This is a genomic window from Streptomyces sp. TLI_053 (assembly GCF_900105395.1).
Lineage (GTDB): Bacteria > Actinomycetota > Actinomycetes > Streptomycetales > Streptomycetaceae > Kitasatospora.
In genome coordinates, this window is record NZ_LT629775.1 from 8,965,686 (window position 1) to 8,982,592 (window position 16,907).

A 16,907-nucleotide genomic window follows, 5' to 3' on the forward strand; every position below is an offset into this window, starting at 1 on the left:
AGGCCTTTCGGGTCGGGCGGGCAGGGGAGAAGGCGGGTGGGGGAGAGGACGGGCGGTCAGGCCGTCGGGCGGTCGCGGACGCGGCGCCGCAGCTCGGCCAGCGGCAGGTCCGGCCGGTGCGTCAACAGCTCCAGTACGAAGGGCCACTGGCGCATCATGGCCGCCGTCGAGCGCGGGTCGATCCGCTCCGGCGAGTACAGCCACAGGCCGCGCAGCCCGGCCTCGGACTCGTGCATCATCAGGTAGAGGTCGGCGTTGTGCGGGCGCATCTCGGTGACCAGCTCCGGGATCACCTCGGCGTCGCCGACGTCGAGGCTCAGCGGCGACGCCGTCAGACCGTGCAGGTCCAGCGGGTCGCCGGCCACGTTCAGCAGGTTGAACAGCAGCCGCAGCGGGTTGTGGTCCTCCCCGGCGTCCTTGCGGAGCTGCCGCAGCGGGACCTCCTGGTGCAGATGGGCGTCCAGCACACCGGACCGGACGGCCGCCAGGAGCTCGCGGACGGTGGCGTCGGCGGCCGGGCGGGGACGCACCACGACCGGGTTGATGAAGAAGCCGATCATCTGCTCGGTCTGCGGGTGCTCCCGGCCGGCCAGCGGGAAGCCGACCGCGAGGTCGCTGACCGCCGTCCCGTCCGACACTCCGTCCGACACCCCGTCGGCCGTTCCGCCCGGTGCCCCGTCCGCCGCCTCCCCGCCCTGCGCGTAGCTCTGCAGCAGCAGGTGGAAGCCGGTGAGCAGCAGCATGAACAGGGTCACGCCCTCGCGCTGCGCCGCCTCCTTGAGGGCCGCGGTGAGTCCGGGCTCCAGGACGAAGCCGCTGGTGTACCCGCTGACGGCGTCGGTCCGCTGGTGCTCCGGCGCCTCGAACCGGGGGAGCGCCGGCAGGTCCGCCAACAGCCCATCCCAGTGGGCGAGGTGCTCGTCCAGCTCGCCGTCCGCGAGCCGCCGCCGCTGCCAGGCCGCCCAGTCCGGGTACTGGACGGACGGCGTGGGCAGGTCCGGTTCGCGGCCCAGCACCCGGGCCGCGTACAGCTCGCCGAGCTCGCGGCCGAGCAGCGCGTAGGACCACAGGTCGACCACGATGTGGTGCAGCACCAGCACCAGCACCCACTCGCCGGGGGCGGTGGCGATCAGGGTGCCGCGCACCAAGGGGCCCTCGGCCAGCCGGAACGGGCGGTCCACCTCGGCCGCGACCAGCCGGCGCACCGCCTCCCGGCGGTCGGCGGCGGGCTCCCCGCGCAGGTCGACGGTGGCGAGCGGCCAGCCGCCGACGGGGTCGGTCAGCTGGCGCCAGTCGCCGGGCCCGTCCTCGACGATCCTGGTCCGCAGCGCCTCGTGGCGCGCCACGACGGTGTCGAGGCTCGCCCGCAGCGCCGCCGGGTCGAGGGTGCCGGTGAGGACGGTCGCGGTGATCACGTTGTGGTGCGAGGATCCCGGGTCGACGGGCTGGTGGACGATGTCCGACTGGGCGAAGGACAGCGGCACACCGTGGGTGCGGTCGGCCGGCGGCACCGGGCCGCCCGCCCGAGCCGCCCGCGCGGGCCGGTGGCGTCGGCGGGTGGTGGGCCCGGCGGGCGGCGGCCCGCCGGCACCGGGCAGGGCGGCGCAGCCGGTCACGGCCCTGAGGGCGGCGAACCAGAGCTCGGCCAGTTCGCGCACCTCGGGCTCGGTCAGCGGGCCCTGTGCCCAGGTCCAGCCGGCCGCCAGCCTGGGGCCGTCGGGGCTGTCGTAGGTGACGGCGTTGAGCTCCACGGCGTGGGTGAGCAGGCCGACCGGTGCGTCCGAGGCGTCCGGTGCGTCCGGCGCGTTCGGGGTGTTCGGGGTGTTCGGCGCGCCCAGGGCGAGTGCCGCGTCGGCGGTGACCGGCGCCCAGGGGGTGTCCGGACCGGCGTCGGCGAAGCGTCCGAGGTAGTTGAACGCGATCTGGGGGGAGGGCAGTTCGGCCAGTGCCGGGGCGGTCGCGGGGTTGAGCCGGCGTAGCAGCCCGTGGCCGAGGCCGTCGCCGGGCAGTGCGGCCAGCTGTTCCCGGATCCGGACGACGGCGGCGGCCAGCTCCGCCCCGGCCCCGGTGACCCGGGGCCAGTCCAGCGGACCGGGGGCGAGCCGGACCGGCTGGACGCTGGTGAACCAGCCCACGGTGCGGGACAGGTCGACGCCGTCGGCGAGGTCCTCCTGGCGGCCGTGGTTCTCCACGGAGACCAGGACGCCCTCGGCCGGCGGGTCCAGCGGTGCGCGGCGGCGGCGCCACTCCTCCAGGGCGATGCCGAAGGCGGCCAGCAGGACTTCCTGCACACCGGTGTGGAAGGCGCCGGGCGCGGTGCCGAGCAGTGCGGCGGTGTCCTCGGGCGGCAGGGTGAGGACCAGCCGTCCGGTGCCGGTGACGGATCCGGCGACCGTCTCGGCGGGCAGCAGGGCCGGGGCGCCGGTCAGCAGGCGCTGCCACTCGGGGAGTTCGGCCAGCCGGTGCGGTGCCGCGGCCTCGGCGGCCAGCAGCTCGGACCAGCGGCGCACCGAGGTGCCGACCGGCGCCAGCAGCACCGGCCGGCCCGCGAGGACGGCCTCGCCGGCGGCCCGGAGGTCCGGCAGCAGGATCCGCCAGGAGACGCCGTCCACCACCAGGTGGTGCAGGACCAGCAGCAGCCGGCCGGGGGCGTGCTCCCCGGCGTCCAGCCAGACCGCCCGGAGCATCACCCCGGCGGCCGGGTCCAGGCGGCGGCGGGCGTCGGCGGCCCCGGCGGCCGTCAGCGCCCGCAGGTGTTCGGCGTCCGCTCCGGCGGCGTCCGTCCGGACCAGGTGGTCGGCGACCCGCACCGAGCCGACCGGGCCGGTCTCCAGGCCCCAGCGGCCGTCCGGCCCCGTGGTGAGCCGGGAGCGCAGCACCGCGTGGTGGTCCACCAGCGCCTGGAGCGCGGCGGTCAGCCGCGGCAGGTCCAGCACCCCGGCCGGGGGGACGGCGACCACCGCCTCCTGGCTGAACCCGCCGATCGGGGCGTCCACCTCGCGCAGCCACTCGACGATCGGGGTGGGCCCGACCGCGCCGACGCCGTCGTCCTCGGGTCCGGCCGCCCCGTCCGCGGCGACGGCCACGGCCGCCAGAGCGCCCACCGACTGATGGGCGAGGACGTCCCGGGCGCTGATCACCAGCCCGGCGCTCCGGGCCTGGGAGACCACCTGGATCGCCTGGATGCTGTCGCCGCCGAGGTCGAAGAAGCCGTCCCCGGTGCCCACCTCGGGCAGCCCGAGCACCTCGGCGAAGATCGCGCACAGGGTCTCCTCGACCGCGGTGCGCGGCCGGCCGGACCCGGCGCCCGGGGCGTGGCCGGGGGCGGGCAGCCGCTCGCGGTCCACCTTGCCGTTGGCGGTGAGCGGCAGTTCGGCGAGCACCACCACCGCGGCCGGGACCAGGTACGGCGGCAGCCGGTCGGCGAGCGCGGCCCGGACCGCCGCCGGGTCGGGCGCCGCCCCCGGCCGGGGGACCAGGTAGCCGACCAGGGTGCGCTGCCCCGGCCGGTCCTCCCGGACCGTCACCACGGCCCGGGCGGTGTCCGGGTGGGCGGAGAGCGCGGACTCGATCTCGCCCAGTTCGATCCGGAAGCCCCGGACCTTCACCTGGTGGTCGGTGCGGCCGAGGAAGTCCAGCCGGCCGTCCGCCCGCCACCGGACGAGGTCCCCGGTCCGGTACATCCGGGTGCCGGGGGCGCCGAACGGGTCGGGCAGGAAGCGGCGCGCGGTCAGCCCGGGCCGGCCCAGGTAGCCGCGGGCCAGGCCGGCGCCGGCCACGAACAGCTCGCCGGGCACCCCGGCGGGCACCGGACGCAGCCCCTCGTCCAGGACGTACACCCGGGCGCCCGCGATCGGGCGGCCGACCGGCGGGGCACCGGTGCCCGGCGCCAGCGGGCCGGTCAGGGTGGCGCACACGGTGGTCTCGGTCGGCCCGTAGGCGTTGACCATCCGCCGGTCCGCGGACCACCGGTCGACCAGCTCGGCCGGGCAGGACTCGCCCGCGACCACCAGGGACAGCCCGGCGGGCAGGCCGCCCTGCGGCACGGCGGCCAGCACACTGGGCGGCAGGGTCGCGTTGGTCACGCCGTAGCGCTCGCAGGTCCGGGTCAGCGGCTCGCCGGGGAGGAGGTCCTCCTTGGGGACGACCACCAGCGCGGCGCCGGTCAGCAGCGCGTCGCAGCGCTCCGCCACCGAGGCGTCGAAGCTGGGCGAGGCGAACTGCAGCACCCGGCTGTGCCCGTCCAGCCCGAAGCCCTCGGCCTGCGCCGCGACCAGGCCGGGGATGCCGGTGTGGGTGACCACCACGCCCTTGGGGGTGCCGGTGGATCCCGAGGTGTAGATGATGTACGCCGCGTGTCCCGGGGTCAGCGGCCCGGAACGGTCGGCGTCGGTCGGCGCGGCGGCGGGCCGGGCGGCCAGGTCCGCGAGCACCTCGGGCCGGTCCAGCCGCAGCACCGGGACCTCGCTCTCCGGCAGTGCGGCGGCCGATCCGTCGTCGGTCAGCACCAGCACCGGGCGGGCGTCGTCGAGCAGGAAGGCGATCCGCGCCGCCGGGTAGTCCGGGTCGACCGGCAGATAGGCCGAGCCGGCCTTGGCCACGGCCAGCATGGCCATTACGGACCGGGCCGAGCGGCCCAGTGCCACCGCGACCGGTCGTTCCGGGCCCGCGCCGCGGGCGATCAGCAGACGGGCCAGCCGATTGGCCTCCGCGTCCAGCTGGGCGTAGGTCAGCTCCCGTTCGGGGTCGACGACGGCGGTCCGCTCCGGGGTGCGGGCCACCTGGGCCTCGAACAGCGCGGGCAGGGTGGCGGGCGGCCGGGGAGCGGGGAACGCGGTGCCGGCCCAGTCGGCCAGCAGCCGGTGCCGCTCGTCGGGCGAGAGCAGTTCGGCCTCGGCGACCGGGCGGTCCGGCGCGGCGCACACCGCAAGCAGCATCCGCCGCAGGCGTTCGGCCAGCAGCTCCACGGTCGCCGGGTCGAAGACGTCGGCGTTGTACTCCACCACGCCGTCGATCCCGGCGGGCGCGCCGTCGCCGGGGGCACGGCGGCCGGTCAGCGAGAACACCAGGTCCGTCCGGGCCCCGCCGCTGTCCACCGGCACGGCCTCCTCGGCCAGACCGGGCAGGCCGAGCACCGCGTCCGGGACGTTCTGCCAGGCGAGCAGCACCTGGAACAGCGGGTGGTGCGCGGTGGAGCGGGCCGGGCGCAGCGCGTCGACCAGGAACTCGAACGGGACGTCCTGGTGGGCGTACCCGTCCAGGCCGCGTTCGCGGACCCGGGCCAGCAGCTCCCGGAAGGTCGGTGCCCCCGACAGGTCGGCGCGCAGCACCAGGGTGTTGACGAAGAAGCCGACCAGGTCCTCGGTGGCGGCGTCGGTGCGGCCCGCGACGGTCGCACCGACCGGGATGTCGTCACCGGCGCCGAGCCGGTGCAGCAGGGCGGCCAGGGCCGCGTGCACGACCATGAACTCGCTGGCGTCGTGGCGGCGCGCGAGCGTGGTGACGGCGGTGTGCAGTTCGGCGTCCCAGTGCAGGGCGACGGTGCCGCCCCGGTGGGTGGCCGAGGCCGGGTGCGGGCGGTCGACGGGCAGTGCGATCCGGTCCGGCAGTCCGGCCAGGGCCTCGCGCCAGTAGGCGAGTTGGCTGTTGCGCAGGCTGTCCCGGTCGTCCTGGCCGCCGAGCAGCCGGTGCTGCCACAGGGTGTAGTCGGCGTACTGGACCGGCAGCGGCGCCCACTGCGGCGGGCGGCCGCCGAGGCGCGCGGTGTAGGCGGTGGCGAGGTCGCGCCCGAGCAGGGCGACGGACCAGCCGTCGGCGGCGATGTGGTGCACCACCAGGACCAGGGTGTGCCGCTCCGGGCCGTGCACCAGCAGTTCGGCGTGCAGCGGGATCCGGCGGGCGAGGTCGAAGCGGTGCCGCGCGGCGGCGCGTACGGCGGCGGCGGTCCCGGTCCCGGGCGGTTCGGTCCCGGCCTCCGGAACCTCGGTCACGGTCAGCGCCGGGCGGGCGTCGGCCGGGTCCAGCACGTGCTGGCGCGGTACGCCGCCGGTGTCGGGGAAGACGGTGCGCAGCGCCTCGTGCCGCTCGACCACGTCGGCCAGCGCGGCCCGCAGGGCGCCGGTGTCCAGGGGACCGGTGAGCCGCACCGCCATCGGGATGTTGTAGGTGGCGGAGGGGCCTTCCAGCCGGTCGAGGAACCACAGCCGGCGCTGGGCGAAGGAGAGCGGCAGCTCGGCCGGCCGGGGCTCGGGGGCCAGCGCCGGGCGGGCCGCCCCGGGGGCCCGGTCCGGGTCCTCGGCGGCGAGACGGCCGGCCAGTCCGGCCACCGTCGGGGTCTCGAACAGCGACCGGACCTGGACCTCGGCACCCAGGGTGGCCCGGATCCGGGAGACCAGCCGGGTGGCGAGCAGCGAGTGGCCGCCCAGGTCGAAGAAGCTGTCGTGGACGCCGACCGCGGGTACCCCGAGCACCTTGGCGAACAGCGCGCAGAGCGCCTCCTCGCGCTCGTCGCGCGGTGCGACGTACACCGCGTCGAGGTTGCGGCGGTCGCCGTCGGGCGCGGGCAGGGCCTTGCGGTCGGTCTTGCCGTTGGGGGTCAGCGGCAGCGCGTCCAGCAGGACGAACGCGGACGGGACCATGTAGCCGGGCAGGCGTTCGGCCAGGGCGGAGCGCAGTACCGGGACGAGGCGGCGGGCGAGCCGGCGCCGGGTGCCGCTGACCAGGCGACCCCAGTCGGGTTCCGTCGCCGGTGGCCGCACGGTGCCCGGGAGGGCGGTTCCGGGCCGGCCGTCGGCCTCGAGCCGGCGGGCGAGCAGGGTGAACGCGCCGTCCGGGCCGTGTTCGGACCAGTCGAGGTCGATCCGGTAGCCGAGCGCCTCGCCGAGGGCCCACAGCTCCTCGGGGTCGACGGCCCCGGGCCGGTCCGCGCGCGGTCCGGGGCCGTCGACGAGCCGGTCGAGGGTGTCGGCGAGCTCGCGGAGCCGGGCGTTGGGCACGCCGCGGACGGCGAGCAGTGCGGGCCGCCGGGTCCTCAGACGCTCGCCCAGCGCTGCCACGGTCAGGCCCTCGGCGGCCCAGTCCAGCGGCTCGGCGTCCGGTGCCCCCCGTGTCTCCGGTGCTTCTCCCGGCACGGCGGCCGGTCCGGTGGTGAGGACGACGTCGTAGCGGAACCGGGTCAGCTCGTTGGCGGTGGCGGCCCGCTTGGGCAGCACCCGGACCTCGCGGAGGGCCGGGAAGCGGCTCGGCAGGGCGGTGAACAGCGCCGGGTCGAAGACGAGTTCCTCGTCCTCGGCCAGTCGGCGGCGGGTCCGGGCGAGCAACTCGGCGTCCGGCAGGCCCGGTTCGGCGTGGGCGAGCTGGACCGACAGGTGGAAGGACTCCAGCAGCGGCAGGCTGCGGATGTCGCCGAGGAACAGCGAGCCGCCCGGGGCGAGGCGGGGCAGCGCGCCCTCGATCACCCGCAGCAGGTAGCGCTCGTCCGGGAAGTACTGGACCACCGAGTTGAGCACGATCACGTCGAAGAGCCGCTCGGGCAGCCGGTCGAGCCGGTCGGCCGCGCAGAGGTGCAGCGCGACCTCGCCGAGGCTGTCACCGGCGCGGTCGACGACCTCCTGCAGACCGGTGAGGGCGACCTCGGAGATGTCGGTGCCCCAGTACCGCTCGACCTGCGGGGCGACCCGCTGGAGGATCAGGCCGGTGCCGCAGCCGATCTCCAGCACCGAGCCGGGGCGCAGGCCGAGCACCCGCTCGGCGGTGCGGTCGGCCCATTCGCGCATCTCCCCGGCCGGGATCGGCTCCCCGGTGTAGCTGCTGTTCCAGCCGCGCAGGTCCTCGGCCGGAATGCCGGGGTCGGCGGGGGTGCCGGGGTCGGCGGGGGTGCCGGGGTCGGCGGGGTCGGCGGGGTCGGCGGGGGTGGCGAAGGCGGGGGCCGGGGCAGGGACGGCGGGAGCGGGGGCCGGGGCGGTGTCCGGGTCGTCGTAGGCGGTGTCCCAGATCCGGCGCCACTCCTCGACCTGGTCCGGCCACTCCTCCGCCGGGCCGGGGCCCCCGTCGGCGGCCGGCACCACGTACGCCACCAGCCGCTGGTCACCGGGGACGTCCTCGCGGACCGTCACCACCGCGTGGCCGACCTCGGGCCGTCGGGCCAGCTCGCTCTCGATCTCGCCGAGCTCGATCCGGAAGCCCCGCACCTTCACCTGGTGGTCCAGCCGCCCGAGGAACTCGATGCCGCCGTCCCGCCGGCGGCGCACCAGGTCCCCGGTGCGGTACAGCCGGTCCTGCGGCCCCGCCCCGAACGGGTGCGGCACGAACCGCTCGGCGGTCAGCTCCGGCCGGCCCAGGTAGCCCCGGGCCAGGCCGGCGCCGCCGATGTACAGCTCGCCGGGCACCCCGGGCGGCGTCAGCCGGCCCTGCTCGTCCAGCACGTGCAGTTCGGTGTTGGCGATCGGCGCGCCGATCGAGATCGGGCCGTCCCCGACCTCGGCCACCGCCGACCAGACGGTGGTCTCGGTGGGCCCGTACATGTTCCACAGCTCCACCCCGCCGTCCCGCAGCCGCCGGGCCAGTCCGGCGGGCAGCGCCTCGCCGCCCGCCAGCGCCTTCAGCCCGGGCGCACCCGGCCAGCCCGCGTCCAGCAGCATCCGCCAGGTGGACGGGGTGGCCTGGACGACGCTCGCCCCGGAGGCCGCCAGCAGTCGCGACAGCTGCTCGCCGTCGGCGGCCGCGCCGCGCTCGGCGACCACCACCCGGGCGCCGGTGACCAGCGGCAGCAGCAGTTCCAGCAGCGAGATGTCGAAGGAGTGGGTGGTGACGGCGAGCAGGGTGTCCTCGGCCGTCAGGCCCGGCCGCTCCCGCATCGAGCGCAGGAAGTTGGCCAGCGCCCGGTGCGGGACCTGCACGCCCTTCGGTCGCCCGGTGGAGCCCGAGGTGTAGATGACGTAGGCGAGGTCCTCCTCGGCCACCACCGGGTCCTCGGCCGGGTCCTCGGCCGGTTCCGCGGTGGCCCGCTCGCCCCGCCCGTCGGGCTCGTCCGCCCCGTCCAGGCAGAGCACCTCGGCGCCGGTCGCGGGCAGCCGCTCCGCCACCGGCCGCTGGGTGAGCAGCACCGGCAGGCCCGAGTCGGCCAGCATGTGGGCGATCCGCTCCGGCGGGAACTCCGGGTCGATCGGGACGAACGCGCCGCCCGACCTCAGCACCGCCAGCAGCGCCACCAGCAGGTCGACCGAGCGCTCGGTGCACACGCCCACCAGGACGTCCCGGCCCACGCCGTGCCGGCGCAGGCGGCGGGCCAGCAGGCCGGAGCGCCGGTCCAGTTCCGCGTAGTCCAGCGCCTCGGCGCCGCAGCGCACCGCCTCGGCGTCCGGGGTGCGGGCGGCCTGCTCGGCGAACAGCCGGTGGACCGGGGACCGGTCGGGCCACTCCCGGTGGGTGTCGTTGCCCTGCTCGCGCAGCCGCCGTTCCTCCTCGGCCGTGAGCATCGGCACCGTGCCCACCGGGCGGTCCGGACCGTCGATCAACTGCTCCACCAACAGCCTCAGGTGGGCGGCCAGTTGGTCGACGGTGGCGGCGTCGAACAGGTCGCTGTTGTACTCGAACCGGCCGCTCAGGCCCTCCGGCCGGTCGAAGACCTGGAGTTCCAGGTCGAAGCGGGCGGTGCTGCCGGCGACCTCGATCGGCTCCAGGTGCAGGCCCGCCACGTCGAAGGAGGGCATCGCGATGTTCTGGAACACGAAGGAGACCTGGAACACCGGGGTGCGGGAGAGGTCCCGGCGCGGGTGCAGCTCCTCCACCAGCCGCTCGAACGGCAGCTCCTGGTGGGCGAACGCGCCCAGGCACACCGGCCGTACCCGGCCCAGGAGTTCACGGAAGGACGGGGCGCCCGACAGGTCGGTGCGCAGGGCCAGCATGTTGGCGAAGTAGCCGATCAGCCGCTCGACCTCGGGGCGGCCCCGGTTGGCGACCGGCACGCCGACGACCACGTCCTCCTCCCGGGTGTAGCGGTGCAGCAGCACCTGGAAGGCGGCGAGCAGCGTCATGAACGGAGTGACGCCCTCGGTCCGGCTGAACTCCCTGACCCGGTCCATCAGTTCGGCGGAGAGGGCGAACGGGCGGGAGCCGCCGCGGGTGCTCTGCACGGGTGGGCGGGGACGGTCGGTGGGCAGTTCCAGGGCGGCCGGGGCCCCGTCCAGCGTCCGCCGCCAGTACTCCAGGTCGGCCCGCGCGCCGTCGCCCTCCAGCCGCTTGCGCTGCCACACCGCGTAGTCGGCGTACTGGACGGGCAGTTCGGGCAGGGCGGGCTCGGTGCCGCCCGCACAGGCGCCGTAGAGCGTGACCAGCTCGTCCAGGAACACCGAGGTGGACCAGAGGTCGCCGGCGATGTGGTGGATGGTCAGCAGCAGCACGTGCTCGTCGGCGGTGAGCCGCAGGAAGCGCATCCGCACCAGCGGGCCGGTGGCCAGGTCGAACGGGCGGGCGAACTCCTCCCGGGCCAGGGACTGCACGCCCTCCTCGCCGTCCGGCCCGGCCAGGTGCTCGCACGGCACGACGGCGAAGCCGGGCTCGGCGCCCTCGGTGACCACCTGGACGGGCTCGCCGTCCACCTCCCGGAAGGTGGTGCGCAGCGCCTCGTGGCGGCGGGCGATCGCGGAGACGGCGCGCCGCCAGACGTCCAGGTCGAGCGGACCGCGGATCCGGGTGGCGCCGCAGACGTTGTAGGCGGTGTCGCCCGGTGTCAGCTGGTCCAGGAACCACATCCGCTGCTGCGGGAAGGAGGCCGGGAACCGGTGCTCCCGGGGCCGGGCGGCGGCGGCCTTCTTGCGGCGCAGGCGTTCGGCGAGAAGTGCGCGCTTCTCGGCGGCGGAGAGCGTCGTGGGGTCGGGGGTGGTCATGGCACGTCCGTCCTCGGGTGTTCCGGCGGTGTCGCGGGCGGGGGCGCTCATGCCTGGTCTCCCGGGCCGGCGGTGTCCTCGGTGTCCTCCTCGGCCAGCAGGGCCTGGAGGCGGGCCTCCACCTCGTCGTCGGACAGGCCGGCGAGGTCGTCGAGTTCGTCCAGGTCGTCCAGGTCGTCCGTACCGTCGAGGCTGTCGGGGCCGTCGTGTCCGGCGCTCGTCCGCCCGGCCCCGGCGCGACTCAGGGCCTCGATGGTGTCCCCGTCGCCGCCTCCGTCGCCGCCGCCCCCGGCCAGCAGGTCGACGGTGTGGGCGACGGTGGGGGAGTGGAAGAAGTCCCGCAGGTCGAGCTCGGTGCCGAAGCGGCTCCGGATCCGGGTGTTGATCTGCACGGCGGCCAGCGAGTGGCCGCCCAGGGCGAAGAAGTCGTCGTGCACGCCGACCTCCTCGACGCCCAGCACCTCGCGCCAGAGCGCCGCGACGGCCTCCTCCCGCTCGGTCGCGGGTGCCACGAACGGGGTCGCCAGCTCGGGCCGGGGGTGGCTGCCGCCGAGCGGGGCCAGCTGCTCCAGCTCACGGGCCAGCAGCGCCGGGGTGATCGAGCGGGCCAGCCGCCGCAGTGCCGTGAAGTCCTGCGGGGTGACGACCAGGTGGGCCGGGAGGTCCGGCTGTGCCAGGACCCGGGCGAACGCGGCCCGGCCCTCCGCCTCGCCGAAGCCCTCGGCGAGCGCGGCCAGCGCCCCGGCGGCTCCCGTCCCGGTGGTCCCGGCCGTCGCGGTGCGCCCGGCGGCCCCGGTGGTCCCGTCGCCGGTGTCCGCGCCGGCCGCTTCCGCCTCCGCTACGGTCTGTCCGATCTGGGTCAGCAGCGCCTCGACGTCATTGATCCGCTTCACCGTGAAGTCGGTCACCGCGACCAGCAACCGGCCGTCCGGGTCCAGGAGTTCGAGGTCGCAGGTGAGGGTCTCCCCGGTCGACCCGGCCGGGTGCCTGATCTCCACCGCGACCTCCACCGTGCCGGTCAGCGGGTGCAGGATCCGCAGGCTGCGATAGGTCAGCGGGAGGTAGTACGGGTCCTCGGCGTGCAGCCGGAAGACGCCGCCGGCCATGTCGAGCAGGGCCGGGTGCAGCGGGTAGTCCGCCAGGTCGGCGAGGAAGGCCTCGTCCAGCCGGAGCGTGGCCAGCATCCGCCGTCCGCCGGTGCGGATGGTCTTCAGCACCTGCCAGCGCGGTCCGAACCAGAACCGCAGCGGCCCGCCGCCCTCCTCGAAGCGCTCCACCCCGAGCCGGCGCCGGATCTCCTCCTCGGTCTCCAGGACCTCCGTCACCTCGCAGCGCTCCGCCACCTCGGCCAGGTCGCGGACGACGTCGGGGCCGCGCTCGTGGAACGAGGCCGAGCCGGTCGCGTGCTCGCGCCACGGGGCGTCCGCCGCCGGGCGGCTGCGGACGGTGAAGTGCGGTCGGCCGTCGCGCTCCTCGACCGTGGTGAACACCGTCCGGGTCTGCCCGTCGGGGACGATCACGGGCGTCATGAACAGCACGTCGTGCAGCTCGGTCTCACGCCCCCCGGCCTGCCCGGCCAGGGCGGCCCGCACCAGTTCGAGGTAGGCGGTGCCCGGCACCAGGCCGTGGCCCATCAGCCGGTGGTCGTCGACGATCCAGCTGTCCGCGGTGGAGAGCACCGTCTCGTACACGACGGTGGTGCCCTCGGCGCGGACCGGGCGCAGCAGCGGGTGGCCGGTGTCCGGTCCAGTGGCCGATGCCCGGGCGGTGAGACCGGCGGCCATGCCGACGCCCTCCCAGGTGCCCCAGCCGAGCGCCGTGACCGGACGGCCCTGCCGGCGCCGCCACTGGGCGAAGGCGTCCAGGAAGGCGTTGGCCGCGCCGTAGTCGCTCTGGCCGGGGCCGCCCAGGACGGCGCTGACCGAGGAGCAGAGCAGCAGGAAGTCCAGCGGGTCGTCCGCGCACAGCCGGTCCAGCAGCAGGGTGCCGACGGTCTTCGCCGCCAGGACCGCGTCGGCGTCCGCCCGGGTCCGGCGGGCGAGCATGCCGGTGGACGGTGCCCCGGCCGCGTGCACCACGCCGTTCAGCGGGCCGAACCGGGCGCGCAGGGCGGCCAGCGCGGCGCCGAGTTCGCGCTCGTCGGTGACGTCGGCCCGCAGCAGCGCGATCCGTGCGCCGCGCTCCCGGAGTCGGGTGAGCCGGCGGATCCGGGCGCCGGTCGGGTCCTGCTCGCCGTGCTCCTCCAGCCAGGCCGGCCAGTCCTCCTCGGCGGGGAAGTCGGAGCGGCCGAGCAGGCCGAGCACCGGTGCCCGCACGCCCTCGGCCAGCTGTTCGGCGAGGGCCAGGCCGACGCCGCCGAGGCCTCCGGTGACCAGGTAGACGCCGCCGTCGCGGGTGTGCGCCGGAAGGTCGGCCGGTGCCTCCGTCGCGTCCCGGGCCGGTACCCCGGTCGCGTCCCGGGCCGGTGCCTCGGTCGCCTCCCAGGCCGGTCCGTCGCTCGCGTCCCCGGCCGGGAGCGGGAGCGGGTCGAACTCCCGCACCCACCAGTGCCGGCCGCGCAGGGCCAGCTCGCGCTCCTCCGGGTCGCGCAGCAGCAGCTCGAGCACCGCGCGCACCGCCTCCTCCGCCGGGGCGGCCGGGTCGGCGCCGGTGACGTCCAGCAGGCGGCAGCCGACGTCCGGCAGCTCCTGGGGGATCACCGTGCAGGGGCCGGCCAGCATGGCCTGCTCGGGCCGCAGCGGCTCGTCGCCGGTGACGCCGTGGACGCCCCGGCAGAGCACGTCGACGGTGACCGGGACGGCGGGGCGGGCGTCGGTGAGGGCCTGGGCGAGGGCGGCCAGGCTGTCGGGGCCGAGCCTGCGGGCGGCGTTCAGCCGGGCCTCGTCCAGTGCCTCGCCGTCCAGCACGTCGCTGTCGGACAGGTCGTCACCGAGGCTGAACAGGTGCACCAGGCGCAGCGAGTCCGCGCCGCGGAGGTCCAGCGTGCCGAGCAGTCCGGCGGCCTGGGCACGGTCGTCCGGGTCCAGCGACCAGGCGTCGGTGCCGCGGGCGTGCGGGCCGGGGACGCGCAGCCCGTCGGTGCGCTCGGAGCCGTCGGTGGTGCCGACCCGGACCACGGCGGCGCCGCCCTCGGCCAGCCGCCCGGCCAGTGCGGCGCCGAGGCCGGTGTTGTCGCCCAGCACCACCCACAGCGGCCCGCTGCCGGGACGGCTCCTGCCGGTCCGGACGGCGGGACCGGTCCGCGGGGCCAGCCGCCGCCAGCCGGGGGTGCGGAACCAGTCCTCGACCGGGACCGGTCCGGCCGGGGACGCGCCGGTGCCGGCCGCCGGGCCGCTCGCGGCGGCGCCGTCCGGCTCCACCCAGTAGCGTTCGCGCTGGAAGGCGTAGCCGGGCAGCCGCAGCACCCGCCCGTCGGCGCCCGGCCGCAGCACGTCCCGGTCGATCGGGACGCCCGCGCTCCACAGCGCGCCCAGGCCCCGGAGCAGCACGAGCGCGTCGTCCTCCCGCTCCTGCGGGTGGCGCAGCGAGCCGATCACCGTCCGGCCCTCCTGCCAGGCGCCGTGGCGGCGGACGAAGTCGCCGAGGGTGCGGCCGGGGCCGACCTCCAGCAGCACCCAGGACGGGTCGGCGAGCAGCAGGGCCGCGGCGTCGGCGAAGCGGACCGGCTGCCGCAGGTGACGGCCCCAGTACTCGGGGTCGGTCGCCTCCCGCTCGGTGATCCAGGTGCCGGTGACGTTGGAGCAGAACGGGATCCTCGGCGGGTCGAGCCGCACCGAGCGGACCGCCTCGACCAGCGGGCCGACGGCGCCGTCCATGGCGGGGGAGTGGAAGCCGTGCGAGGTGTGCAGCCGGCGGCAGGGGATGTCGGCCTCCTTGAGCCGCCGCTCCAGCCCGTCCACCGCGTCGGCGGGGCCGGAGACGACGCTCAGCCCGGTGGAGTTGAGGGCGGCCACGGCGAGGCCGGCGCCCTCGGCCAGCCAGGGCGCGAGGTCCCGCTCGGACAGGAAGACGGTGAGCATCGACCCGGCGGGCATCGCCGCGACCAGCCGGCCCCGGGCCGCCACCAGCCCCACCGCGTCCTCGAGTCCGAACACGCCGGCCAGGCAGGCGGCGACGTACTCGCCGACGCTGTGGCCGACCATCGCGTCCGGCCGCACGCCCCAGGCCGTCCACTGCCGCGCCAGCGCGTACTCCACCAGGAACAGCGCGGGCTGGGCGTACTCGGTGCGGGTCAGCCGTTCCTCCGCCGCCGCGGCCGCCCCGGGGGCGGGAAACAGCAGGGCGCGCGGGTCCTCGCCCAGCTCGGCGGCGAACAGCTCGGCGCAGTGGTCGAGTTCGGCGGTGAACACCGGCTCCCGGCGGTACAGGCCGCGGGCCATGTCGACGTACTGGGTGCCCTGGCCGGGGAACAGGAACGCCACCCGGGCGCCCTCGGCGGCCTCCGTCGTGGCGGCGGCGGTCACGGCGCGCAGCGCGGCCACCGCCCCGGCCCGGTCCGGGGCCACCGGGGCGGCGCGCCGGCCGAAGGCGCGCCGCCGGTGGGTGAGGGTGTGGGCGAGGTCGTCGAGCCGCAGTCCGGGGTGGGCCTCCAGGTGGTCGGCGAGCCGTCGGGCGCCCTCGGCGACGGCCTCGGCGGTGCGGCCGGAGAGCGGGAGCAGGACCGGCGCGGTCTCCTCGTCGCCGCCCTCCTCCGCCGGCGCCGGCGTGGGGGCCTCCTCCAGCACCAGGTGCACATTGGTGCCGCCGATGCCGAAGGAACTGACCCCGGCCCGGCGCGGACGCTCCCCCCGGGGCCACGGCCGCAGCCGGTCGTTGACGAAGAACGGGCCGGACTCCAGGTCGAGTTCGGGATTGGGCTTGGTGAAGTGCAGGGACGCCGGGATGGCCTCGTGCCGCAGCGCCAGCACCGTCTTGATCAGCGCGGCGACCCCGGCGGCGGCGTCCAGGTGGCCGATGTTGCTCTTCACCGAGCCGATCGCGCAGTAGCCGGTCTCCTCGGTGTCCTCGCGGAAGGCCCGGGTCAGCGCGGCGATCTCGATCGGGTCGCCGAGCGCGGTGCCGGTGCCGTGCGTCTCCACGTAGCCGACCGAGCCCGCGTCGACCCCGGCCATCGCCAGCGCCTCGGAGACCACCGCAGCCTGCCCGTCGACGCTCGGCGCGGTGTAACCGGCCTTCAGCGAACCGTCGTTGTTGACCGCCGAGCCCAGCACCACGGCGTCCACCGGGTCGCCGTCGCGCCGTGCGTCGGTCAGGCGGCGCAGCACCACCACGCCGACGCCGTTGCCGGGCACGGTGCCGCCCGCCGAGGCGTCGAACGGCCGGCAGTGCCCGTCGGGGGAGAGGATGCCGCCCGGCTCGTACTGGTAGCCCTGCTCCAGCGGGGAGCCGATCGACACCCCACCGGCCAGGGCGAGGTCGCACTCGCCGTTCAGCAGGCTCTGGCAGGCCAGGTGGACGGCGGTGAGCGAGGTCGAGCACGCGGTCTGCACGCTCATCGCCGGGCCGGTCAGGCCCAGCTTGTAGGCGGCCCTGGTGGCCAGGAAGTCCTTGTCGGAGGCCAGCAGCGTCTGGTACGGCCCCGCCGACTCGAAGACCCGGCGGTTGGCGGTGACGTTGTGCAGCAGATAGGTGTTCATCCCGGCGCCGGCGAACACGCCGATCCGGCCCTCGAAGTCCTCCGGCACGCAGCCCGCCGACTCCAGGGCCTCCCAGGCGCACTCCAGGAACACCCGGTGCTGCGGGTCCATGATCTCGGCCTCGCGCGGGTTGTAGCCGAAGAAGGCCGCGTCGAAGCGGTCGGCCCCGGCGAGCACCCCCTTGGCCCGGACGTAGCCGTCCCGGCCGGACACCTCCGGGTCCACCCCGGCGGCCCGCAGCCCGGCTTCGGAGAGCACCTCGATCGACTCCCGGCCCTCCTCCAGGTTCCTCCAGAAGGTGTCGACGTCGGGGGCACCGGGGAAGCGGCCGGCCATCCCCACGACGGCGATCTGGTCGAGTTCTTCGGACATCTCCGGCATCGGG

Annotated in this window: 2 protein-coding genes; both read right to left on the reverse strand. The window is 76.4% G+C overall.

The annotated features are described in order from the left end of the window. Positions 1-56 precede the first annotated feature (56 nt). Positions 57-10,937, reverse strand: a complete 10,881-nt coding sequence (locus BLU95_RS37305) for a non-ribosomal peptide synthetase (RefSeq protein WP_093863896.1) — start codon at positions 10,935-10,937, stop codon at positions 57-59. Next, positions 10,934-16,903 carry a type I polyketide synthase gene (locus BLU95_RS37310; protein WP_093863897.1) on the reverse strand — a complete coding sequence of 1,990 codons (5,970 nt, stop codon included), beginning with the start codon at positions 16,901-16,903 and terminating at the stop codon, positions 10,934-10,936. Before BLU95_RS37310 ends, BLU95_RS37305 begins: the two co-directional genes overlap by 4 nt. Positions 16,904-16,907: the final 4 nt, after the last annotated feature.